Raw genomic sequence first — 22,225 nt, 5'->3', positions numbered from 1 at the left:
CGAACACGCAACCATGCACGAGGGCGAGACGCCTGGCACGCCCGGCCCGTCCGGCCCGCCGCCCTTGTGCTTTGCCCTCGTTCTTTAACCTTGCTTCTGGCGGGTTCCGGCAGCCTGGAAGTCGGCGACAGGCCGGCGTCCGGTCAGCGCGTCGCGTCCGGGCAGGGCGGCACGCGCAGCGGCGGCAGGGTCGTGGCGGCGCTGGACGCGGGCGCAGCGACCGACGTGCCCGAGGCCGCCGACCTTGCCGCAGCCGTTGACGATGCCGGTGCAGTCGCCGGTGCAATCGCCGGTGCAGTCGCCGCAACGGCGACAGGGCCGACGGCGGCAGGGACCGCCTGCTCGCGCGCGCGGGCGACCGCGTCGAGTGCGAGGATGCCGCTGCCGATCTCGCCGGCCAGTTCGGCGACGGCCTGGCGATGGCCTTCGACCAGGCCAGTGAAGCCATTCGCCACCGGCCGTTCCAGCGCGGTCTGGCAGGTCAGCGTTGCGTCGCCCGGCTGGCGGCGCACGCTCCACACCGCCGTGAACGCGACACGCTTGTCCGGCGCCGAGTCGAAGCGCTGCACCGAGACGCTGACGCGATAGCGCGGCGCGCTGTCGGCGGTCGGGGTGCGATACACGTCGAGAGCGCCCAGGTCGTGACTGAGCGCGGTCGAGAGCGCCTGTCCGACTTCGTCGTCCAGCGACGCCGACCAACGATGGTACTCGTCGATCTTGACGCGGCCCTCGCCGTCGGCCAGCACCATCTGCGGCCGCTGGACCTGTTGCGGCACCTTCACCGGCAGTACTTCGACCAGTAGCGGCGGCGCCCGCCGCGGTGCCGCGGGCGTCGCCACGTCCGGCTGCAGCGTGTAGAACTTGCTGTCCGGCGACGAGGCGCAGCCGGCCAGCAGGGCGGCGGAGAGGATCGCTGAAAGGGCGGCGGACGGCGCCGCGGCGTGCAGGGGCTTCAAGGTTTTTCTCCGGGCTTGCCACGGAGCAGGGCTTCCGGATGGCGTTCCAGGTAATCGGCCAGCACGCCCAGCGTGCGTGCGGTTCGCGTCAATTCCTGCATCGCCTGGCGCACGTCGCTTTGCAGCGGCGAATCTTCCGACAACGTCTTTTCGGCGCTGCTGAAGGTCTTCTGCGCCTCCACCAGCGTGCGCTGCGCTTCCGGCGCGACCTCGCCGTCGAGACGCTTGAACAGGCTGTTCGCGCTTTCCAGGGTCTGATTGACGTTGTTGCCGATCTTGTCGAACGGAATCTTCTGCAGCTTGCTCGCAATGTCGGCCACCTGCAGCTGCAACTGGTCGAGCGTGTTCGGCACGGTCGGCAGTTCCAGCGGCGAGCGCGTCACGTCGATCTTCGCCGGCGGCACCTTCGGGAAGAAGTCGAGCGCCACGTAGAGCTGGCCGGTCAGGAAGTTGCCGGTGCGCAGCTGCGCGCGCAGGCCGCGGCGGATGAACGCCTCGAACAGATGCTCCTTCGCCACGTCGTCATGCTGGTTGGCAAGCGCCGCGAAACTCGTGCCGAGACGGTTCGGATAGAGCTTGACGCGCACCGGCATCATGAACTGGCCGCTGCGCCGGTCGTAGTTGATGCCGATCGAGACGACGTTGCCCAGCACGATGCCGCGGAAGTCGACCGGCGCGCCGACCTGCAGGCCGCGCAGGGACTGGTTGAAGTTGAGCACCGCGTAGGTGGCCGGCCCGTCGGGCGGACGCATCGCCGTGCCTTCGTCGTCGGTCAGCAGGAATTCGTGGTTGTCCTCGGCCTGTGCGCCGACCGGCTGGCCGGGCGGCGTCTGGAACGCGACGCCGCCGAGCACGACGGTGGTCAACGACTGCGTATTGAGCTTCAGGCCGTTCGAGTCCAGGCGGAGATCGACGCCGCTGGCGTTCCAGAAGCGCGTGTTCCCGCCTACGTACTTGTCGTACGGCGCGTTGACGAAAACCCGCAGCTGCACGCTCTTGCCGTCCGCCGCCAGCGCGTAGCCGACGACCTGTCCGACCTGGATGCGGCGGTAGTAGACCGGCGAACCGATGTCCAGCGAGTTGAGCGAATCGGCGAACAGCAGGTACTGGTGACCCTTCTGGTCGCGCGTCACCGCGGGCGGCGTTTCGAGGCCGCGGAACGCGCGGCGCGTTTCCTCCGAGCGGCCCGCATCGACGCCGATGTAGGAGCCGGACAGCAGGGTGCCGAGGCCGGACACGCCGCTGGCCGCGATACGCGGCTTGACGACCCAGAAGCGGGTGCCTTCCACGGCGATGTTCGAGGCGTCCTTGGTCAGCTCGACCGTGGCGACGATCAGCGAATGGTCCTCGCTGAGCGTGACCGACTTGACCTCGCCGATGTCCACGTCCTTGTATTTGACCTTGGTCTTGCCGGGCTCGATGCCCTCGGCCGTCTTGAAGGTGATCGTGACGGTCGGACCCTGTTCGAAGATCGCGCGCGCGACCAGCGACAGGCCGATCACCGCGGCGATCAGCGGGATCAGCCAGACCAGCGAGGGCAGCCAGCGGCCGCGCGGCGCGACGATCGGCTCCTGCCAGGTGTCGTTAATGCCGTCGCCGTCGCCGTCGCCGTCGGAGCGGGCCGCCGTGTCGCCGGTGCGGCGGCCGCGCCCGGGTTCGCGCCGCCGCGGCTCGGTCCGCGCTTCCTCGGGCGGACCGACCGGCGAGTCGGTCGGTGCGTCCGGTCCTTCGGCGCCACGGGGGGCGTCGTCGCGTGGATCTTCGGGGCCGTTGGAACCGGTGGGCTCCTGCGGACCATTGGCGCCGCTGGCGCCATTGCGGCCGTCGCTGGGTCTATTCATCGTCTGTGTAATCGGGGGGAACCGCGTCCCACATCAGGCGCGGATCGAACTGCTGGGTGCTGAGCATCGTCAGGACCACGACCGCGCCGAACGCGACCGCGCCCGGACCGGGCGTGATCACGGCAAGGTTGTTGAAGCGCACCAGCGCAATGGTGAGCGTCACCACGAAGACGTCAAGCATCGACCAGCGGCCGATGCCTTCGAGGATCCGGTACAGCCGGGCGCGCTGCCTGAGCCGCCATGCGCTGCGGCGCTGCGTGGTGATCAGCAGCAGCGCCATCGCGCCGAGCTTCAGCATCGGCACCATGAAGCTGGCCACGAAGATGATCATCGCGATCAGGTACGAGCCGGTGTTCCAGAACAGCAGGATGCCGCTCATGATCGTGTCGTCCTGCGCGCCGAACAGCGACTGCGTGTGCATGATCGGCAGGACGTTGGCTGGAATGTACAGGATCATCGCGGCGAGCAGCAGCGCCCAGCTGCGCGCCACGCTGTCCGGGCGGCGCAGGTGCAGCGGCGCGCCGCAGCGCGTGCAGCGCTGCTGCTCGATGGTGCGCACGCGCAGGTTGACCAGGCCGCACGATTCGCAGCCGATCAGTTTGTGCGCCGCCGCGGTGGTCTGCTTCATTGCGGCGTCTGCAGCGAGCGCGCCATGCCGTCGTCGGCGGCGCGCAAGGCATGTGGCGCCGGCCCGTCGGGCAAGCTGGCGCGGCCGAAATCGAGATACTGCCAGAGCGAGCGCGGGTCGAACATGGTCAGCATCGCGAAGGTCAGCGTGAGCGCCGCGAACGCGAACACCGCCGGTTCCGGGATCAGGCGTGCCACGCTCGAAAGCTTGACCAGCGTGACGACCACGCCGAGCATGAACACCTCGATCATGCCCCACGGGCGAACCGCCTGAATGGCCCGCACCATGCCGTCGAAACCGCCTGGACGGCGCCCCAGCGACAGCGGCACCAGCAGGTAGAGCAGCGCGGCGATCTCGGTCGCCGGAAACAGCAGCGCCGAGCACAGCACGATCACCGCCAGCAGGCTGCGGCCGTCTTCCCACAGCCGCATCACGCCGCCGACCAGCGTGGTCTTGGTGGTCACGCCCTGTAGCTGGAGTTCGACGATCGGGAAGACATTGGCGATGATCAGCAGGATCAGCGCCGTGACGGTCAGCGCGAGCACGCGATCCAGCCGCCGCGGCGTGGTTTGATAGAGCACCGCGCGGCAGCGCCGGCAGCGCGCGACCGATTGACCGCGCAGCGCGACCCTGCGATGCAGGGTGTCGCACTCGGGGCAGGCAATCAGATCGTGTTGTTGCATGGGGCGGTCCAGACAGGAACGGACCATCTTACCAAAGCCGCCGAACTTTGCCCGAGGGCGTCCAAGTCCCCGGAATGCCTACGAAAAAACAGCGCGGCACCCGGGGTCGGGTGCCGCGCCGCGGTGGCCTCGCGATGGGTCGCGGGCGGACGGGTCGCGCCGGCCTGGCTCAGACTTGCGCGCCCGCGTTCGGGTCGTTCGGATCGCTGCGGCCCTTCGTGTTCTTGACCAGGTCCTCGCGCTTGACGCCGAACCACATCGCCAGCGAAGCAGCCACGAACACCGACGAATAGATGCCGAACAGGATGCCGATGGTCAGCGCCAGCGCGAAGTAGTGCAACGTGGCGCCGCCGAAGATCAGCATCGACAGCACCATCATTTCGGTGCTGGCGTGGGTGATGATGGTCCGCGACATCGTGCTGGTGATCGCATGGTTGATCACCTCCGTGACGCTCATCTTGCGTTGCCGGCGGAAGGTCTCGCGGATCCGGTCGAAGATGACGACCGATTCGTTCACCGAGTAGCCGAGCACGGCGAGGATCGCGGCCAGCACCGACAGCGAGAACTCCCACTGGAAGAACGCGAAGAAGCCCAGGATGATCACGACGTCGTGCAGGTTGGCGATGATGCCGGCCACCGCGTACTTCCACTCGAAGCGGAAGGACAGGTAGACGACGATGCCGACCACCACGCAGAGCAGCGCGAGCAGGCCGTCGGTGGCCAGCTCCTTGCCGACCTGCGGACCGACGAACTCGACGCGCTGCAGCTTGACGGTGGCGTCGTCGGCACGCAGCGCGGTCATCACCTGCTCGCTCTGCTGGGCCGAGGACAGCGCCTGGCCGTTTGTGCCGGTACGGATCGGCAGGCGGATCAACACGTCGCGCGAGGTGCCGAAGTTCTGCACCTGCGCGTCGCCATAGCCGATCTTCGCCAGTGTCTGCCGAACCGGATCGAGTTCGACCGAGTGCGAGTAGTTGACTTCCACCAGCGTGCCGCCGGTGAACTCGACCGACAGGTGCAGGCCACGATGCAGCAGGAAGAAGACGGCCGCGAGGAAGGTGATCAGCGAGATCGCGTTGAACACCAGCGCGTGCCGCATGAACGGGATATCGCGGCGGATGCGAAAGAATTCCATCGTTTGCTCCGATGAGGTCCGCGTTTCAGGGCTTGCCCGGGCGCTTCGCGCTCGGGTTGCGGCGCACGGTCGGCTTGCGCACGACCGGCGTTTCGCTCGGCGTGTCGAGAGCCGGCTCTTCGGCGAGCGGCACGCCGCCCGCGGTCGGGCCCGGCCGCCAGACCTGGCCGATGGCCAGCGACTTGAGGCGCTTCTTGCCGCCGTACCAGAGGTTGACCAGGCCGCGCGCGAAGAACACCGCCGAGAACATCGACGTCACGATACCGATGCAGTGCACCACCGCGAAGCCGCGCACCGGCCCCGAACCGAAGGCCAGCAGCGCCAGGCCGGCGATCAGCGTGGTCACGTTCGAGTCGAAGATCGTCGCCCAGGCGTGCGAGAAGCCCAGCGAAATCGCCGTCTGCGGCTGGGCGCCGGCGCGCAGTTCCTCGCGGATGCGCTCGTTGATCAGCACGTTCGCGTCGATCGCCATGCCGAGCGTCAGCGCAATGGCCGCGATGCCCGGCAGCGTCAACGTCGCCTGCAACATCGACAGCACCGCCACCAGCAACAGCAGGTTCAACGACAGGGCCAGCGTCGAGAAGACACCGAACAGCATGTAGTAGGCGATCATGAACACGCTGATCGCGGCGAAGCCATAGGCCACCGAGTCGAAGCCCTTGCGGATGTTGTCCGCGCCCAGGCTCGGGCCGATCGTGCGTTCTTCGATGATGTCCATCGGCGCGGCCAGCGAGCCGGCGCGCAGCAGCAGCGCGAGGTCGTTGGCGGCCTCGGTCGACGCCGAGCCGGTGATCTGGAAGGTCTGGCCGAGTTCGGACTGGATCGTCGCCACGGTCAGCACTTCGCCCTTGTTGCGCTCGAACAGCACGATGCCCATCGGCTTGCCGATGTTGTCGCGCGACACGTCGCGCAGCACGCGGCCGCCCGCGGCGTCCAGCTTGATCGAGACGGCCGGGCGCTGGTGCTCGTCGAAGCCGGCCGAGGCGCTGGTGATGCGGTCGCCGGTGAAGATCACCTGCTTCTTCATGTAGACCGGTGCGCCGTTGCCGTGCACGAACAGGTCGTCGCCGGCCGGCACCGGGTCGTTCGGATTGGGCACGCGCGGCGCGCTGCTGTCGACCAAGCGGGCTTCCAGCGTCGCGGTGCGGCCGATGATGTCCTTCGCCTTGGCGGTGTCCTGCACGCCCGGCAGTTCGACCACGATACGGTCGGCGCCTTGCTGCTGGATCACCGGCTCGGCCACGCCCAGTTCGTTGACGCGGTTGTGCAGCGTCGTGATGTTCTGCTTGAGCGCGTTTTCCTGCACGGTGCGCCGCGTCGCGTCGGAGAAGCTGCCGACCACCTGCACGTTGCCGCCAGCCGGCGTGGTGTTCCATTGCAGATCCGGCAGCCGCTCGGCGAGCAGACGACGCGCGCTGTCGGCGACATCCTGCGACGAAAAGTTGACGACCAGGGTGTCGCCCGCACGGCTGACGCCGCCGTCGCGGATCGAGCCGTCGCGCAGCACGTTGCGCACGTCGGCGCTTTCCGCATCGAGCTTCTTCTGCAGTGCCCCGGCCATGTCGACCTGCAACAGGAAGTGCACGCCGCCGCGCAGGTCCAGGCCCAGATACGTCGGCCGTGCGCCGAGCGCGCTCAGCCAACGCGGCGAGGCGCTCTGCAGGTTCAACGCGACCACGTAGGCCGGGTCGCTGGCGTCGGGATTGAGCGACTTTTCGAGTGCGTCGCGCGCGCGCAGCTGGGTGTCGAGATCGGGCAGCCGCACGCGCACGCTGGCGTTGCCGGTGGCGTTGTCGAACGTGACCTCGTCGCTGCGAATTTGTGCCGAGGCGAGCGCCTGCTCGACGCGCTGGAGCACGTCGGTGCCGACGCGAACGGTGGCCTTGCCGCTGGACACCTGCACGGCCGGCGCTTCGCCGAAGAAATTGGGGAGGGTGTAGATCAGGCCGATGGCGAGCGCCACCAGCATGACCGCATACTTCCAGAGAGGGTAACGATTCATGACGAGCCGGGGGATGGAAGCAATTCGGGCGTGCCGTCTCGCGCGAACGACAGCTTTGAGGCAGCGAATCTGCCGTCGCGCGTGACCATTGCAGACCGGCGACTTGCGCGGAAGAGCCCGCGAAAACCGCACCGTGTCGGCACCGGCAGCCCGACCGCGGCAGCGAACCGCGTTGGACGAAGGGCCGCGCCAGTGGCGCGGCCCTTCGTCATCGGTCGGTCAGTGCCGCGAGCACGCGATGCCGCGCGGCGGACGCGGCGTCGATCAGAGCGCCTTGATCGTGCCCTTCGGCAGGATCGTCGTGACCGCGCCCTTCTGGACGGTGATCTCGACATTGTCCGCGACTTCGATCGTCACGTAGGCGTCGCCGACCTTGCCGACCTTGCCCACCAGCCCGCCGCTGGTGACGACTTCATCGCCCTTGGCCATCGCGGCGAGCATGTTGCGATGCTCTTTTTGGCGCTTCATCTGCGGCCGGATCATGATGAAGTACAGCACCACGAACATCAGGATCAGCGGTGCGAAGCTCATCAGGCTGGATTCGGTGCTGGCCGCCGCGCCTTGCGCGAAAGCGTCAGATATAAACAAAGACACAGAAAGTCTCCGAGCGGTCAGGGGAAATAGGCGCGTATTCTAACACCGCCCTAACACCGCGCTGTCGCGATGGCGCGGGGCTCCGAAAGGGCGACTGGCGGGCCCGCTTCGGCGCCGGCGCCCGGGCGCCGGCGGCCTTGCCGCGCGCGCTCGGAACGGTCAGCCGGGCGAGGCGTTGGACGGCCGGCGGTTGGGCGGCAGCCGGTCGACGCGCGGTCTGGGCGGCACGCTGCGCAAGGTCGAGCTGGCGGCAGGGGGCAGATGCAACGTCGACCGCCGTCTTCAACCGTTCAGGCGGCGGTCGATGTCGCCGGTCGACGTCGCTGGTCCTTCACACGTCGGAAGGTGCGGGTGCGCAGTCGGAACATTACGCCGCGTAAGGTTTCCGTCTATCCGGTTGCCAGAGATGCGAGGGTTGGCCGGAAGTGGCATGCCGTGATCCGCATGGCAGTGGCGATCACAGCACGCTCGCGTGCCATCCCAGTGCCCCTGCAAGCGAGGCAGCGGCTGGTGGTGTGTGTGCGCGCATGTCGGGCTGCGCGGACACGCGGTCAAGCCGCCCTAGGCGTGAACCGCATCCCGTCGGCGCAGGGAAGCGCAGCGCCCTTCCGCACGAGCGGCGCCGTCGAAGCGCGGCAGCCGCTTCGCTTGCGACGCGCTCCGACGCGCTTGCGACGCGCTTGCGACGTTTTGCCGCCGAGGGACGAATGCCAACACGCGGGCCGATTGCGCATGCGACGCAATCGTATGACCCGGTGGGCCGCGGGCCAGCCGGGCGGCAGGTAGCAGTCTGTCAGTGACGGCGCGCCGCCGCGTTCGCCGCGCGGGTGCGTGCGGCCTTCTTCGCCGCGGCGGAACGGCCCGCCGCGCCCTTGGTCTCCGCACCCTTGCGGGCGGCGGCCGAGCGGTCCGCAGCGGTGCGTTTGTGCGCGCTGCTGCGAGCGTGCTTCGACAATTCGGAGGTAGAGGCAGCGCGCGTGCTTTCGCGTTTCAGTACGCGCTTTCGCGCCGCGGCGCGGCGCGCATGCGTTTCCTTGCTGCCCGACGTGCCGTGCTCGGCCGCCTGCGTGTCCTGCTCCGCCTTGTGGCGGGTGGCGGCCGACGCATTCTTGCCGGGCGACGCCTTGACGCCGGCCCGGCGCGCTTCGGAAAGGCCGATGGCGATCGCCTGCTTGGTGGAACGCGCACCGTGCTCGCCCGCGCGGATGCGGTGCATCTGTTCCTTCACGAACTCGCCTGCCTGCGTCGACGCCGACTTCCCTTGGCGCTTGTCTTCCTTCGCACGCGCGATGGTCTGTTTCTGCGGCATGATCGGCTCCAGTAAAAGAGATGACCTTGCCGCCGCAAGCGTCGTTCCCGCCGTCGCGGGCGGCTGCCGGCGCCGCCCAGTGGTAGGGAACGCCGAGCCGCGCCAGCCTGGCCCGCCGGAACGACGCTTCGGCCGACGTTTCAGCCGACGCGTCAGCCGGCCTCGCGCGCCAAGTCATGGCGCGACCGTCCGACCACCAGTCCCGCCGCAATGCGCTTCGCATGGACTGCCATCGTCGCCGCGAGCGCATCCAGGTCCCGTTCGAGCACACGCCCGATCGGTCCGGTCAGTCCCAGGCTGAAGACGACTTCGGCGCCCGGGATCATGATCGGCACGCCCAGCGCCGCCAGGCCGTCGTCGATTTCGGCGATGCAGGTCGCATAGCCGCGTTCACGCACGACCGCGTAGTCGGCGCGAACCTGGCTCGGGTCGACGACGGTGCGCGTCGTCAGTTTTTCCAACGGCGCGGCGAGCGCCCGCGCAATCGTCGCCTCGTCGCGGAACGCGATGATGGCCTTCGCCGATGCCGCTGCATGCGGGTGCATCTCCTTGCCCGGCAACACGAAGCCACGCCACGGCGTGTCGGGCGCTTCCATCAGGATCGAGCGGACCGTCGTTCCTTCGAGCTTTGCAATGTAGGCGGTCTCGTGTGTCTCATCGACCAACGCGCGCAGGTGAGGGCGCACGACCGCGTCGACCCAGTCGCTGCCGGTGTTGAGATACAGCAGCGTGCGCAGCCGACGACCGGTCACGTATTGAGACGCGCCGGGTCCCGCAGGTTCGACCAGCTGTGACTCCTGCATCGTGCGCAACAGTCGGTGCGCCGTCGCTTTCGGCAGCGCGAGCAGCGTCGCCACCTCGGTGAGCGACAGGCCGGTGGGAAATCCGGCCAGCAATTCCAGGATGCGGATGTAGCGCTCGAGCGGCGGCGCCTTGTCTGGTTCAGTCATGTCGTACGCGCGGAAGTGAGGTGCGAGATTTTGTCTCGCCCTTGACATCAAAAAAACGGCCTTTTACATTTTATCGGAAATCAAAACAAAGTTCCGAAAAACGAGACAACCGTCTCCAACCCGAGAGGATCCGTCATGTCCATCCGATTCGCGGGGCTGCGTCAGGCCTTGGTCCATTCCACGGCGATCATCGCACTGATGGCTTCGTCGGCCAGCGTCCGCGCCGCCGGGGAGCTCGTCGTCGGAGCGACCGTGCCACTCACCGGCCCGCTTTCGTTGACCGGTAAGCAGTACTCAAATTCGCTCCAGATGGCAGTCGATGAGATCAATGCCGCGGGTGGCGTGAAGGGCAAGAAAATTGCGCTGGCCGTCGAAGATGCCCAGGCGTCGAACGGTACGGCGATCAATGCGCTCGTCAAGGTCGTGCAGGAGAAGAATCCACCGTTCATCTTTCTGACCAGCTACAGCACGCAGAACATTGCGGTGGCGCCGGAAGTCGCGAAGGCCAAGCGGCCGGCGATGTACGCGGGCGGCGCCGACGCGGTGTCGCGTCTGCGCAATCCGTGGATGTTCCGCATCCGTCCGCAGGACAGCACCGCGGCGGTGGCGATGGCCCGCTTCGTGAAGGACACGCTCAAGGGCAGCAAGCCGGGCGTGATCTACATCCAGAACGATTTCGGGCAGGGCGGCGCGAACGCGGCCGTCGAATTTCTCGCCAAGCAGGGCATCAAGGTGGTGGCCTCGGAGTCGTATGGGCAGAACAACAAGGACATGTCGGCGCAGCTGCTGAACCTGAAGAACAAGGGGGCCGATGTGATCGTCGCCTTTGTCTACCCGCAGGACGGCGCGTTGCTGCTGCGGCAGATCAAGATGCTCGGCCTGAAGCAGCCGGTGGTGGCCTCGTCCGCGGCCTTCGTGCCGGCGGCGCTGCAATTGCTGTCGGCGAACGACCTGGGCAACGTCTGGGGCGTGATCGACGCCTATCTGCCCGGCACGCCGCAGGGCAAGGCCTTCCTGGACCGCTACCGCAAGCGCTTCGGCGTCGATGCCGATCCCTATGCGGCCGCCTATTACGACGGCGCCATGCTGATGGCCAAGGCGATGAACGAGGTCGGCACCGACGCCGAACCGCTGCGCGCCTATCTCGCCAAGGTGAAGGACTACCAGGGCGTCTCGCATCGCTACCGCTTCGACGCCGAAGGCAATGGCGTGCACGACGTCGCGGTGGTCAAGTTCAAGTCCGGCAGCAAGGACATGGAATTCGTCGACTCGATCAACGTCGAGTAAATCGCGTCGCGTGCTGCCGGACAGCGTCTCCGGTGTCACGCGCGGTCCACTGGAAAAGCTGATGGATGCACTCGCGCAGTTACTGATCAACGGCATTGCCCTCGGCAGCGTCTATGCGCTGGCGGCGCTTGGCTTCGTGATCGTGTATTCGGCGACCAGCGTGGTCAATTTCGCAGCGGGTCAGTTCGTCATGCTGGGCACGTTCATCGGTGTGACCACCATCGTCAACGCGCAGCTGCCGGCGCCGATCGCCTATCCGCTCGCGATCGCCGCGATGGCGGTGTTCGGCGTGCTGTTCTATTTCGTGATTCACCTGCCGTTGCAGAAGCGGCCGGTCGTGTCCGTGATCATCGGCACGGTGGCGGTGGGCATCGCCTTGCAGAACGCGGCGCTGTTGATCTGGGGGCCGTGGCCGTCGCGCATTCCCTCGCCGTTCGGAGACGGCACCCTGAGCCTCGGCAACAGCGTGGTGTCGGTGCACGCGCTGGCCACTATCGCGATCACCGCGGTGCTGATCGCGTTGCTCTACCTGCTGTTGTATCGCACCGGCACCGGGCGTGCGATGCGAGCGATCGCGCAGGATACCGAGGCGGCGCGGCTGATGGGGTTGCCAGTCACGCTGCTGTTGGGCCTGGCCTGGGTGCTGGCCGCGGTGTTCGCTTCGTTCGCCGGCCTGCTGGTTGCGCCGATGTGGTTCGCCGACGTGAACATGGGCGATCCGATCGCGCTGAAGGCGTTCGCCGCGACCATCATCGGCGGCTTCGGCAACGTGCCGGGCGCCATCGTCGGCGGACTGTCGGTCGGACTGATCGAAATCCTGGGTGCGTCGTATATCTCGTCGACCTACAAGGACCTGCTGGCCTTCGGCATCATGATCCTGTTCCTGCTGGTGCGTCCGCAGGGAATCTTCGGCGAGCGCATCGGAGAACGCGGATGAGCGACGTTTCCCGTTTCGACGGCATGCGGCCGTTGCACATCGCGCTCGGCGCACTGGCTGTGCTGGTCGCGATCGCGCTGCCGTTCATGGTCAGCGACTACACGGCTCGCCTGCTCGTCGTCGGCCTGATCTCGGCGGTCGCCGTGCTCGGACTGACTATCGTGTTCGGCTATGCCGGCTTGATCTCGCTCGGCCATGCCGCGTTCGTCGGGCTTGGCGCATACACGGTCGCGATCCTGTGCACGCGCTACCGCGTCAATCCGTGGCTGGCTTCGGCTTGCGCGGTGGCCGTCGCGGGGGCCGCCGCCTATCTGATCGGGCGCGTGTTGCTGCGCCTGAAGGGCCATTACCTGGCGCTCGCGACGCTGGGACTCAACGTGAGCTTCGGCATCGTCGCCTCGAACTGGGTCGCGCTCACCGGCGGCACCGACGGCATTGCCAACGTGCCCGTGCTCGAACTGTTCGGCGTGCCGTTGGCGAGCGAGCAGCGCTTCTACGGCTTCTGCCTGGCGGTGCTGGCGCTGCTCGCCTGGGCGGCGGCGCGGCTGCGGCGCAGTCATCTCGGCCGCAGCCTGATCGCGGTCCGCGACGACGAAATCGCCGCATCGATGACCGGCATCGTGGTGGCCCGCGCCAAGACCGCGGCGTTCACGATTGGCGGCGTCTACGCGGCCATCGCCGGTTGCCTGTTCGCGTTCCACGTTCATTTCGTGTCGCCCGAGGACTTCGCGTACGCGCATTCGATCACCTATCTCGCGATGCTGATCGTCGGCGGCGAGGGCACGCTGGCCGGAGCCATCCTCGGCGCGGTCGGCGTCACGCTGCTGCCCGAAGCCTTGCGCGGCGTCGGCAACGCCTATCTGCTCGTGTTCGGCATCCTCGTGCTGGTCGTACTGGTGGTGCTGCCGAAAGGCATCGTCGGCCTGCTCGACGTCCTCGCCCGGGCACCGCGCGCGCGACGCGCGGCATCGCCCGCCCGCACCGGAGACGCCTCATGAGCCTGCTGCGCGTGAGCGGCCTGTCGGTCACCTTCGGCGGCCTGAAGGCCTTGCAGGGGGTCGACATCGACGTGCCGCCGGAAACCTTTTTCGCGGTGATCGGCCCCAACGGCGCCGGCAAGAGCACGTTGCTCAACGCGCTGACCGGGCTGTATCGCCCCAGCGCCGGCAGCGTGGTCTTGGATGGCAGCGACATCACCGGCCTGCCCGCCGACGCGGTGGTGCGGCATGGCGTCGGGCGCATCTTCCAGAACGGCAAGCTGTTCGGCCGGCTCACGGTCCTCGAGAACGTGATGCTCGGTGCGGCGATCCGGCATCGCACATCGGGCCGCGCGAACCGGCGCGACGCGGACACCGCGCTGCGGCAGCGCAGTCTCGACATGCTGGCGCGGTTCGGGCTGGCCGGGCTGGCCGGGCGCGACATCGGATCGCTGTCGTATGGCAACCGCCGGCTGGTCGAGATGGCGCGGGTGCTGGTCGCGCGGCCGAAGCTGCTGCTGCTCGACGAACCGGCCGCCGGCCTGAACTCCGGCGAAGTGGCGCGGCTGATGACGCTGTTGCGCGAGCTGCGCACCGAACATGCGCTGGCGGTGATCCTGATCGAGCACAACATGGGCATGGTGATGCGGCTGGCCGAGCGCATCGCGGTGCTCAACTTCGGACAGAAGATCGCGGAAGGCTCGCCAGCCGAGGTGCAAAGCGATCCGGCGGTGCTCGAAGCCTATCTGGGCAGGGGATACAAGCATGTTGAGATGCACTGATCTGAGTGCCGCGTACGGCGACATCGTTGCGCTGCGCGGCGTCGACGTGTCGGTCCAGAAGGGCGAGGCGGTGGCGCTGATCGGCGCGAACGGCGCGGGCAAGACCACGCTGTTGCGGGCGATCTCCGGCCTGATGCCGATCCGCGGCGGCAGCATCGAATTCGACGGCGCGCCGCTCGACGGGCTGTCGCCCGAACGCCGCGTGCGCGGCGGCATCGCGCACGTGCCGGAGGGGCGACGAATCTTCCCGGGGCTGACCGTGAAGGAAAACCTGTTGATCGGCGCCGCCGCCCGGCGCGCCGGCCGGCACGAGACGGAACACGACCTGGCCTGGGTCTACGACCTCTTTCCGCGCCTGGCCGAGCGCGAAAGGCAACTGGGCTGGTCGCTTTCCGGCGGCGAGCAACAGATGCTGGCGATCGGCCGCGCGCTGATGGCGCGGCCGTCGTTGCTGCTGCTCGACGAGCCGTCGCTGGGCCTCGCGCCGCGGCTGGCCGAGGAAGTCTACGCGCGCATCGCCACCATCAACCGGGGCGGCCTGGCGATGATTCTCGTCGAACAGAACACCGTCCTCGCGCTCGATGTCGCCGCGCGCGGCTATGTGCTGGAAAACGGCGAAGTCGTGCTCTCGGGCGTGGCCAGCGAAATGGCCGGCGATCCCCGCATCCGCGACGCCTACCTGGGTCATTGATCCGTCTCATCAGGAAAAGCCATGTATCCCGATTCCCAATCCCGTTCGAGTCAGCTCTACGCCCGCGCTAAGCACTCCTTACCGGGCGGCAACACGCGCACCACGGTTTTCATGAAGCCGTATCCGATCTACGCGGCAAGCGGCGCCGGTTGCCGCGTCGTCGATGTCGATGGCGTGTCGCGGATCGACTGCATCAACAATTTCACCGCGCTGATCCATGGCCATGGCCAACCCGAGGTGGTCGCCGCGGCCTGCGCCCAGATCGCGCGCGGCACCAGTTTCGGCATGCCGACCGAGGCCGAGATCGAACTGGCCGAACTGCTCTGCGCCCGCGTCGCGTCGATCGAGGCGGTCCGCTTCACCAACTCGGGCACCGAGGCCGTGATGATGGCGATCAAGGCGGCGCGCGCCTTCACCGGCAAGCGCAAGATCGCGAAGGTCGAGGGTGCGTATCACGGCTCCTACGACTACGCGGAGACCAGCCTCGACGCGACGCCGGCCAACTGGGGCGAGGGCAGTCCGCTGTCGGTCCCGTATGCGCAGGGCACGCCGCAGGGCGTGCTCGACGACGTGGTCGTGCTGCCCTTCAACGACATCGAAGCCACCGAGGCCCTGCTGCGCACGCACGCCGCGTCGCTGGCCGGGGTGCTGGTTGATCCGGTCCCGAACCGCGTCGGCTTGATTCCGGCCAGCGAGGCCTATCTGGCGGCGCTGCGCAGACTGACGACGGAACTGGGCATGTTGCTGATCATCGACGAGGTGATCACGTTGCGGTTGGCGAGCGGCGGCGCGCAGTCGCGCTATGGCGTGGTACCGGACCTGACCACGGTCGGCAAGATCATGGGCGGCGGCTTTCCGGTCGGCGCGGTCGGAGGGCGGGCGGAGGTGATGGCGGTGTTCGACCCAAGCACGGGCCGGCCGGCCGTGCCCCATGGCGGTACCTTTTCCGCCAACCCGGTGACGATGGCGGCGGGACTCACCGCGATGCGGTTGCTTGACGAGGCCGCGCACGCCCGCCTGAATGCCCAGGGCGATCGCTTGCGCGACATGATCCGCGCCGCCTTCGCGAACGCGGGTCTGCCCGGCCAGGCGACCGGCGTCGGCTCGCTGATCAAGGTGCATTTCCACGCACGCCCCATTCGCGACTACCGCTCGGCGTTCCCCACTGCCGAGGAGCAGGGGCTGCTGTCGCGGCTGGTGCTCGAACTGCTCAATCGCGGCGTGATCACCGCGAGCTACGGACTCATTGCACTGTCGAGCGCGATGGACGACGCGGACATCGCCACGATCGGCGCGGCGTTCGACGACGCGTTGCGGGCAATCGCTGCGTCCGCTTCCTGACCGCCACGTTTCTGGAGAATCACATGACGATCACCGTCGGCATCGACGTGGGCGGCACCTTCACGGACCTGATCCTGATGGACGAGGCGACCGGCGAGGCACGGCTCTCGAAGGTCCCCACCACGCTGGACAATCAGGCGTTTGGCGTGCTGCAGGCGCTGCGCAACACCGGCGTGCCGCTCGCGCAGGTGGACAGCATCGTGCACGGCACGACCACCACCACCAACGCCGTGCTCGAACGCAAGCTGTCGCGCGTCGGCATGGTGACCACCCGCGGCTTTCGCGACGTGCTCGAACTGGGCCGCCGCACGCGGCCGCAAGCCTATGGCCTGAAAGGGCAGTTCCAGCCGTTGATCGAGCGCGAGGACCGGCTGGAGGTGGACGAGCGGATGGATGCGCGCGGCGAAATCGTCACGCCGTTGGACCACGCGCAGTTCGTGGCGGCGCTGCGCGCGTTGCAGGCGCGCGGCGTCGAGGCGCTGTTCATCCATTTCCTGCACAGCTACGTCAATCCGGCGCACGAGCGCGAGGCGCTGGCGCTGGCGCGCGAGCACTGGCACAACGCCTACGTGACGGCCGGGCATCAGATCATCTCGGAATTTCGCGAGTTCGAACGCGGCACGGCGGGCGCGGTCAACGCGGCGGTGCAGCCGATTCTCGACCGCTACATCGAACGCCTGCAGAGCGAACTGACGGCGTCGGGCTTTCGCAGCGACCTGCTGGTGATGCAGGGCAACGGCGGCACCGTGTCGTCGCGCACGGTGTCGCGCGCGGCGGTGAACACCGTGATGTCGGGCCCGGCGTCCGGCGTGATGGCCGCCGCTTATGCCGGTCGGCTCGCCGGTCTGCCGAATCTGATCACCTACGACATGGGCGGCACGTCCACCGACGTGGCGCTGATCGAAGACGGCCTGCCGAAGGTTTCCAGTGAACTGGAGCTCGAATACGGGATGCCGATCCACGTGCCGATGGTCGACGTGCACACGGTCGGGGCGGGCGGTGGCTCGATCGCGCGGGTCGTTGCCGGGGGCATCCTGCGCGTGGGCCCGCACAGCGCGGGCGCCAGGCCGGGGCCGATCTGCTACGGACGCGGCGGCACGGTGCCGACGCTCACCGATGCCAATCTGTTGCTCGGCCGGCTCGACCCCGAGCGCTTGCTGGCAGTGGACCAGCGCGTGTCGGTCGAGCAGGTCGCCGACATCGTCGAGCGCACGATCGGCCGTCCGCTCGGCCTCGACGCCTACGAGGCAGCGGCCGCGATCCTGCGTGTCGGCAACGACAACATGGCCGGCGCGATCCGGCTGGTCAGCGTCGCGCGCGGCTACGATCCGCGCGATTTCGCGCTGTTCGCGTTCGGCGGCGCCGGGCCGCTGCATGCGACGGCGCTGGCGCGCGAGCTGGGCATCCCGACCGCGCTGATCCCGGTGCGGCCCGGCCTGACCAATGCGCTCGGCTGCCTGGTTGCCGACGTGCGGCACGATCTGGTCAAGACCTTCAACCGTCCGCTCGCCGCGCTCGACGATGCGATGCTCGCGGCCTGTGCCGCCGAGCAGATCGCCGAGGGCCGCCGCCGCATCGACGCGGACGGGATCGCGGTCAGCGACCTCGTGATACGGCACAGCGTCGAGATGCAGTTCCAGGGACAGAGTCATCTGCTCGGCATCGACATCGCGCCGGGCGAACTGAACGTGCCGGCGCTTGCCGAGGCGTTCACGCGCGCGTACTGGCAGCGCTTCGAGGTCGAGCTGGCCGAACTGCGGCCGGTGCTGGTCACCTTCAACACGTCGATCGTCGGCAAGCGCAACGCACCGGGTCTCGCCACGCTGGCGCAGGCTCAGCCCGCCGCGACCCTGGCCGACGCGCAGCGCGGCAAGCGCCGCGTCTGGTTCGACGGTGCCGGCTGGCTGGAGACGCCGATCTATCGGCGCGACCGCTTGCCCGCGACGCCGGTGCACGGCCCGGCCATCGTCGAACAGCTCGACGCCACGCTGGTGCTCGAACCCGGCAACCGTGCCCGACTCGACGCGTCCGGCAATCTGATCGTCACCATCCACGCGCCGGCGGAGGCCGCCCAATGACTGATATCGATCCGGTCACTTTGACCGTCATCCAGAGCGGCCTGCAACAGGTCTGCAACGAGATGGACCTGTCGTTCTGCCGGGCCGCGTTCTCGCCGGTGATCTCCGAATCGCAGGACCGCTCGAACGGCATCTACCACCGCGAGAGCGGCGAACTGATCGCGCAGGGCGACTTCGGCCTGCCGATCTTCGTCGGCACCATGCAGTTCTCGACGCAGGCGGTGATCGAGCGAGCCGGCGAGATCAGCGATGGCGACATCTTCGTCGTCAACGATCCGTACCTGGGCGGCACGCACCTGATGGACGTGCGCTTCGTGAAGCCGTTCTTCTATCGCGGCCGGCTGTTCGCCTGGCTCGCCAATACCGGACACTGGCCGGACATCGGCGGCATGGTGCCGGGGGGCTTCTCCGCGCATGCCACCGAGATCGAGCAGGAGGGCTTGCGCCTGCCACCGGTGAAGCTGTTCAAGGCGGGCGAACTGGATCGCGAGATTCTCTCGATCATCATGTCCAACATCCGTATCGCGGAACAACGCATCGGCGACATCAAGGCGCAAGCGGCCGCGTTGGTGATCGGCGGCAAGCGGCTGACGCACTTGCTCGACCGCTATGGCGAGAGCACCGTCGAAGCCGCCATCGCGGAATTGAAGCGACGTTCCAGTGTACAGATGAGCGAGTGCATCGATCAGATCCCCGACGGCGACTACGTCGGCGAATCGTTTCTCGATTCCGATGGCGTGGTCGACACGCCGCTGCGCATCCGGCTGCATGTGAAGAAGACCGCCGGGCGTCTGGCGTTCGACCTGTCCGAATCGAGCGCGCCCTGCGCCGGGCCGATGAACAGTGTGCTCGCAACCACCAAGTCGTCGATCTACCTGGCGATCAAGCATGTGTTCCCGGAAGTACCGATCAACGCGGGGACCTTCGAGCCGCTCGACATCGTCGATCCGGTCGGCACCTTTCTGTACGCGCAGTACCCGCGGCCGGTTTCCGGCTGTGCGGCCGAGGTCAGTCAGCGCATTGCCGAGGCGGTGTTCGACGCGCTGGTCGACGCCATCCCAGAACTGCTGTTCGCGGCGCCAGCGGGAACCACCGCCAACCTGGCGATCGGTGGCGAAGACCCGGCCAGCGGGCGGGCTTACGTGATGTACGCGATCTCCGGCGGCGGCTACGGCGGCTACGACGGCGGCGACGGCTTGACCAACGGCTGCTCGACGATCGGGATCTCGAAATCGCAGCCGGTCGAGGTGTTGGAACAGCTGTATCCGGTGCGCTTCGAACGCTATGCGATCCACGAGGGCTCGGGCGGCGCCGGCGAATTTCGCGGCGGCATGGGCATTCACTTCCGGATGCAGCTGCTGCGCGGCAGCGCGCGCGCGTCGATGGTGATGGATCACGGCAAGTTCGGGCCGCCCGGCGCGCTTGGCGGCAGCGACGGTGGCAAGACCCGGATCGTCATCCATCGCGACGGGCAGGCGTACGAACCGCCGCACGTCAGCAAGGATCAGGGCGTGGTGATGCAGGCCGGCGACGTGATCGAGGTATTCACGCCGGGCGGCGGCGGCTTCGGCGATCCGGCGCGGCGCGATCCGGCCAGGGTGGCGAGCGACGTGCGGGCGGGGTATTACACCGCCGAGCAGGCGGCCGCGCGCTTCGGCGCGGGCGCGCGGTCCTAACTTGCGCTGCCGGCCTGGCCGCCGCCGTCCTGGCCGGCGCGCGGCCGGGCGTCGCGCGCGCGCTCGGCCTTGAAGCGGGCCTGGAACGCGGCGAATGCGCCGGCGTCGATCGCATCGCGAATTTCCTGCATCAAGGTCAGGTAGTAGTGCAGGTTGTGGATCGTGCCCAGCTGCGCGCCCAGGATTTCGCCGGTGCGGTGCAGATGATGCAGGTAGGCGCGCGAGAAGTTCCGGCACGCGTAGCAGCCGCAGCTTTCGTCGAGCGGCCGCTGGTCGTTGCGATGCGTGGCGTTGCGGATCTTCACGTCGCCGAAGCGCGTGAACAGCCAGCCATTGCGCGCGTTGCGGGTCGGCATCACGCAGTCGAACATGTCGACGCCGGCCGCGACACCCGCCACCAGGTCCTCGGGCGTGCCCACGCCCATCAGATAGTGCGGCTTGTCGCGCGGCAGGCGCGGCCCGGTGTGGGCGAGAATGCGCGCCATGTCTTGCTTCGGCTCGCCGACCGACAGGCCGCCGATCGCATAACCGTCGAACGGGATCTCCGACAGCCGCTGCAGCGACTCGTCGCGCAGGTCCTCGAACATGCCGCCCTGCACGATGCCGAATAGCGCATTGGGATTGCCGCCCTGCACGAACTCGTCGTGGGAGCGGCGCGCCCAGCGCGCCGACATGCGCATCGACTCGGCCGCGGCTTGGTGCGGCGTCGGAATGCCGTCGGTCTCGAACGGCGTGCATTCGTCGAACTGCATCACGATGTCGGAGTTCAGCACGCGCTGGATCTGCATCGACACCTCCGGCGACAGGAACAGCCGGTCGCCGTTGATCGGCGAGGCGAACGTGACGCCATCCTCGCTGATCTTGCGCAGCGCGCCGAGGCTGAATACCTGGAAGCCGCCAGAGTCGGTCAGGATCGGCCGGTCCCAGCCCATGAAGCGGTGCAGGCCGCCGTGCGCGCCGATCACCTCGAGGCCCGGTCGCAGCCAGAGATGGAAGGTGTTGCCGAGGACGATCTGCGCGTTGACCGCATGCAAGTCGGCCGGCGTCATCGCCTTTACCGAGCCGTAGGTGCCCACCGGCATGAAGATCGGCGTCTCGACCACGCCGTGGTTGAGGGTGAGGCGACCGCGCCGCGCGGCGCCATCGGTTTTCAGCAGTTCGAAATTGAGCATCGGATGTCCTGGTGTATCGGCCGGCGCGCGCTCAGGCGGCGCCGGCGTCCCGCCCGGCGTCGGGCGCGGCGCGGGTCAGCAGCATCGCGTCGCCATAGCTGAAGAAACGATAGCGCGCGTCGATCGCATGCGCATAGGCGGCACGGATCGTGTCGAAGCCGGCGAACGCGGATACCAGCATCAGCAGCGTCGACTTCGGCAGGTGGAAGTTGGTGATCAGCCGGTCGACGACGCGGAAGCGGTAGCCGGGCGTAATGAAGATGTCGGTCTCGGCCTGCTTCGCGAGCAGCGCGCCGGCCGGCAGTCCCGCGGCCTCGGCGTCGCGCGCCGAGGCTTCGAGCGCGCGCATCGCCGTGGTGCCGACGGCCACCACCCGGCCGCCGCGCGCGCGCGTGGCTTGCACGGCGTCGACCAGCGCCGGCGTGATGCGATACCACTCGCTGTGCATCTTGTGTGCGTCGAGCTGTTCGACGCGCACCGGCGAGAACGTGCCCGCGCCGACGTGCAGCGTCAGCGTGTCGCGCCGGACGCCCCGCGCATCGAGTTCGGCGAGCAGCGGTTCGTCGAAGTGCAGGCCGGCGGTCGGCGCGGCTACTGCGCCGACGTGCTTTGCATACACTGTCTGGTAGCGTGTCTCGTCGCTTGCGTCGGGGTCGTGGCTGATATACGGTGGCAGCGGCAGGCGACCGTGGCGTTCAATGAGCGTCAGCGCGTCATCCGGGAAGTGCAGCGTGTAGAAAGGCTCGACCCGTTCGCCGACGACGACGTCGAAAGCATCGGCGAGGCGCAGCGTCGAGCCGTCGCGCGGCGATTTGCTCGCTCGGATCTGGGCGAGCACGGTCCGCTCGTCGACCAGCCGCTCGACGACCACCTCGATCGCGCCGCCGGTTGCCTTGCTGCCGAAGAAGCGGGCCTTGATGACCCGTGTATCGTTGAAGACCAGCAGGTCGCCGGGCGCGACGAGGCCGGGCAGGTCGGCGAAGTGCCGGTCGTCGAGCCGCGGCGCGCGGGGCGAGGTGTCGCCGGACGGCGGCTGGGCCGGATCGTTGACGACCAGCAGGCGGCTGGCGGTGCGATCGGCGAGCGCGGTTTGCGCGATGAGTTCGGCGGGCAGCGCGAAGTCGAAGTCTGACAGGGTATACATAAGCGGGTCCCGCGCTGCGCGAAGTGGCGCGCCGGGACGGCA

19 protein-coding genes are annotated in these 22,225 nt (G+C 68.1%); 8 read left to right on the top strand and 11 right to left on the bottom strand.

Features of this window, described 5'->3' with window-relative positions; genetic code table 11:
• Positions 1-143 precede the first annotated feature (143 nt).
• From BLU54_RS14245 to BLU54_RS14205, 9 genes are all read right to left on the bottom strand, one after another.
• Positions 144-956, bottom strand: coding sequence for a PqiC family protein (locus BLU54_RS14245; protein ID WP_139169697.1), 813 nt, complete (start codon positions 954-956; stop codon positions 144-146).
• Positions 953-2,521: a PqiB family protein gene (locus BLU54_RS14240; RefSeq protein WP_407919425.1), complete on the bottom strand. Its 1,569-nt coding sequence runs from the start codon at positions 2,519-2,521 to the stop codon at positions 953-955. The genes BLU54_RS14245 and BLU54_RS14240 overlap by 4 nt, the downstream gene beginning before the upstream one ends.
• A gap of 268 nt (positions 2,522-2,789) precedes the next feature.
• Entirely contained in the window at positions 2,790-3,425 is a 636-nt protein-coding gene (locus BLU54_RS14235) for a paraquat-inducible protein A (protein WP_091909630.1), read from the bottom strand.
• Positions 3,422-4,108, bottom strand: coding sequence for a paraquat-inducible protein A (locus BLU54_RS14230; RefSeq protein ID WP_091909628.1), 687 nt, complete (start codon positions 4,106-4,108; stop codon positions 3,422-3,424). Before BLU54_RS14230 ends, BLU54_RS14235 begins: the two co-directional genes overlap by 4 nt.
• Before the next feature lie 169 nt (positions 4,109-4,277).
• Complete coding sequence (secF, locus tag BLU54_RS14225) at positions 4,278-5,243, bottom strand: protein translocase subunit SecF (protein ID WP_091909625.1); 966 nt, start codon at positions 5,241-5,243, stop codon at positions 4,278-4,280.
• Positions 5,244-5,268: 25 nt separating this feature from the next.
• A complete protein-coding gene (gene secD, locus BLU54_RS14220) occupies positions 5,269-7,245 on the bottom strand; it encodes a protein translocase subunit SecD (RefSeq protein ID WP_091909622.1) in 1,977 nt (658 codons plus the stop codon).
• Between the two features lie 264 nt (positions 7,246-7,509).
• Positions 7,510-7,776: a preprotein translocase subunit YajC gene (gene yajC, locus BLU54_RS14215; RefSeq protein WP_235837966.1), complete on the bottom strand. Its 267-nt coding sequence runs from the start codon at positions 7,774-7,776 to the stop codon at positions 7,510-7,512.
• 856 nt (positions 7,777-8,632) lie between these two features.
• A complete protein-coding gene (locus BLU54_RS14210) occupies positions 8,633-9,148 on the bottom strand; it encodes a DUF6496 domain-containing protein (protein WP_091909617.1) in 516 nt (171 codons plus the stop codon).
• 152 nt (positions 9,149-9,300) lie between these two features.
• Positions 9,301-10,098, bottom strand: coding sequence for an IclR family transcriptional regulator (locus BLU54_RS14205; RefSeq protein WP_091909614.1), 798 nt, complete (start codon positions 10,096-10,098; stop codon positions 9,301-9,303).
• A gap of 135 nt (positions 10,099-10,233) precedes the next feature.
• Here BLU54_RS14205 and BLU54_RS14200 point away from each other — a divergent pair, with 135 nt between their 5' ends.
• From BLU54_RS14200 to BLU54_RS14165, 8 genes are all read left to right on the top strand, one after another.
• Entirely contained in the window at positions 10,234-11,385 is a 1,152-nt protein-coding gene (locus BLU54_RS14200) for an ABC transporter substrate-binding protein (protein ID WP_091909611.1), read from the top strand.
• 61 nt (positions 11,386-11,446) lie between these two features.
• Positions 11,447-12,322: a branched-chain amino acid ABC transporter permease gene (locus BLU54_RS14195; RefSeq protein ID WP_170845154.1), complete on the top strand. Its 876-nt coding sequence runs from the start codon at positions 11,447-11,449 to the stop codon at positions 12,320-12,322.
• On the top strand, positions 12,319-13,320 hold the full coding sequence (locus tag BLU54_RS14190; RefSeq protein ID WP_091909605.1) for a branched-chain amino acid ABC transporter permease: 1,002 nt from the start codon (positions 12,319-12,321) through the stop codon (positions 13,318-13,320). The genes BLU54_RS14195 and BLU54_RS14190 overlap by 4 nt, the downstream gene beginning before the upstream one ends.
• Positions 13,317-14,081: an ABC transporter ATP-binding protein gene (locus tag BLU54_RS14185; RefSeq protein WP_091909601.1), complete on the top strand. Its 765-nt coding sequence runs from the start codon at positions 13,317-13,319 to the stop codon at positions 14,079-14,081. Before BLU54_RS14190 ends, BLU54_RS14185 begins: the two co-directional genes overlap by 4 nt.
• Complete coding sequence (locus tag BLU54_RS14180; RefSeq protein ID WP_091909597.1) at positions 14,065-14,772, top strand: ABC transporter ATP-binding protein; 708 nt, start codon at positions 14,065-14,067, stop codon at positions 14,770-14,772. The genes BLU54_RS14185 and BLU54_RS14180 overlap by 17 nt, the downstream gene beginning before the upstream one ends.
• A gap of 21 nt (positions 14,773-14,793) precedes the next feature.
• Entirely contained in the window at positions 14,794-16,113 is a 1,320-nt protein-coding gene (locus tag BLU54_RS14175) for an aspartate aminotransferase family protein (protein WP_091909594.1), read from the top strand.
• A gap of 23 nt (positions 16,114-16,136) precedes the next feature.
• A complete protein-coding gene (locus BLU54_RS14170) occupies positions 16,137-18,191 on the top strand; it encodes a hydantoinase/oxoprolinase family protein (protein ID WP_091909590.1) in 2,055 nt (684 codons plus the stop codon).
• The gene (locus tag BLU54_RS14165; protein ID WP_091909587.1) at positions 18,188-19,867 is read left to right on the top strand and encodes a hydantoinase B/oxoprolinase family protein; all 1,680 of its coding nucleotides are present in this window, start codon (positions 18,188-18,190) and stop codon (positions 19,865-19,867) included. Before BLU54_RS14170 ends, BLU54_RS14165 begins: the two co-directional genes overlap by 4 nt.
• On the opposite strand, the gene tgt is transcribed toward BLU54_RS14165, so the two are convergent.
• On the bottom strand, positions 19,864-21,039 hold the full coding sequence (gene tgt / locus BLU54_RS14160) for a tRNA guanosine(34) transglycosylase Tgt (protein ID WP_091909584.1): 1,176 nt from the start codon (positions 21,037-21,039) through the stop codon (positions 19,864-19,866). The two genes, BLU54_RS14165 and tgt, sit on opposite strands and share 4 nt — an antisense overlap.
• 31 nt (positions 21,040-21,070) lie before the next feature.
• A complete protein-coding gene (gene queA, locus BLU54_RS14155; protein WP_091909580.1) occupies positions 21,071-22,183 on the bottom strand; it encodes a tRNA preQ1(34) S-adenosylmethionine ribosyltransferase-isomerase QueA in 1,113 nt (370 codons plus the stop codon).
• Positions 22,184-22,225: the final 42 nt, after the last annotated feature.

This window comes from Chitinasiproducens palmae, from assembly GCF_900095735.1.
Lineage (GTDB): Bacteria > Pseudomonadota > Gammaproteobacteria > Burkholderiales > Burkholderiaceae > Chitinasiproducens > Chitinasiproducens palmae.
The sequence above is the reverse complement of the archived record's forward strand: the minus strand, read 5'-3'. Positions and strand labels throughout refer to the sequence as shown.

Excerpts from the sequence above, each read along its gene's own strand:
- BLU54_RS14235 (WP_091909630.1), bottom strand. The coding sequence starts at position 3,425 with ATGAAGCAGACCACCGCGGCGGCGCACAAACTGATCGGCTGCGAATCG.
- BLU54_RS14230 (WP_091909628.1), bottom strand. The coding sequence starts at position 4,108 with ATGCAACAACACGATCTGATTGCCTGCCCCGAGTGCGACACCCTGCAT.
- secF (WP_091909625.1), bottom strand. The coding sequence starts at position 5,243 with ATGGAATTCTTTCGCATCCGCCGCGATATCCCGTTCATGCGGCACGCG.
- secD (WP_091909622.1), bottom strand. The coding sequence starts at position 7,245 with ATGAATCGTTACCCTCTCTGGAAGTATGCGGTCATGCTGGTGGCGCTC.
- yajC (WP_235837966.1), bottom strand. The coding sequence starts at position 7,776 with ATGAGCTTCGCACCGCTGATCCTGATGTTCGTGGTGCTGTACTTCATC.
- BLU54_RS14210 (WP_091909617.1), bottom strand. The coding sequence starts at position 9,148 with ATGCCGCAGAAACAGACCATCGCGCGTGCGAAGGAAGACAAGCGCCAA.
- BLU54_RS14205 (WP_091909614.1), bottom strand. The coding sequence starts at position 10,098 with ATGACTGAACCAGACAAGGCGCCGCCGCTCGAGCGCTACATCCGCATC.
- BLU54_RS14200 (WP_091909611.1), top strand. The coding sequence starts at position 10,234 with ATGTCCATCCGATTCGCGGGGCTGCGTCAGGCCTTGGTCCATTCCACG.
- BLU54_RS14195 (WP_170845154.1), top strand. The coding sequence starts at position 11,447 with ATGGATGCACTCGCGCAGTTACTGATCAACGGCATTGCCCTCGGCAGC.
- BLU54_RS14190 (WP_091909605.1), top strand. The coding sequence starts at position 12,319 with ATGAGCGACGTTTCCCGTTTCGACGGCATGCGGCCGTTGCACATCGCG.
- BLU54_RS14185 (WP_091909601.1), top strand. The coding sequence starts at position 13,317 with ATGAGCCTGCTGCGCGTGAGCGGCCTGTCGGTCACCTTCGGCGGCCTG.
- BLU54_RS14180 (WP_091909597.1), top strand. The coding sequence starts at position 14,065 with ATGTTGAGATGCACTGATCTGAGTGCCGCGTACGGCGACATCGTTGCG.
- BLU54_RS14175 (WP_091909594.1), top strand. The coding sequence starts at position 14,794 with ATGTATCCCGATTCCCAATCCCGTTCGAGTCAGCTCTACGCCCGCGCT.
- BLU54_RS14170 (WP_091909590.1), top strand. The coding sequence starts at position 16,137 with ATGACGATCACCGTCGGCATCGACGTGGGCGGCACCTTCACGGACCTG.
- BLU54_RS14165 (WP_091909587.1), top strand. The coding sequence starts at position 18,188 with ATGACTGATATCGATCCGGTCACTTTGACCGTCATCCAGAGCGGCCTG.
- tgt (WP_091909584.1), bottom strand. The coding sequence starts at position 21,039 with ATGCTCAATTTCGAACTGCTGAAAACCGATGGCGCCGCGCGGCGCGGT.
- queA (WP_091909580.1), bottom strand. The coding sequence starts at position 22,183 with ATGTATACCCTGTCAGACTTCGACTTCGCGCTGCCCGCCGAACTCATC.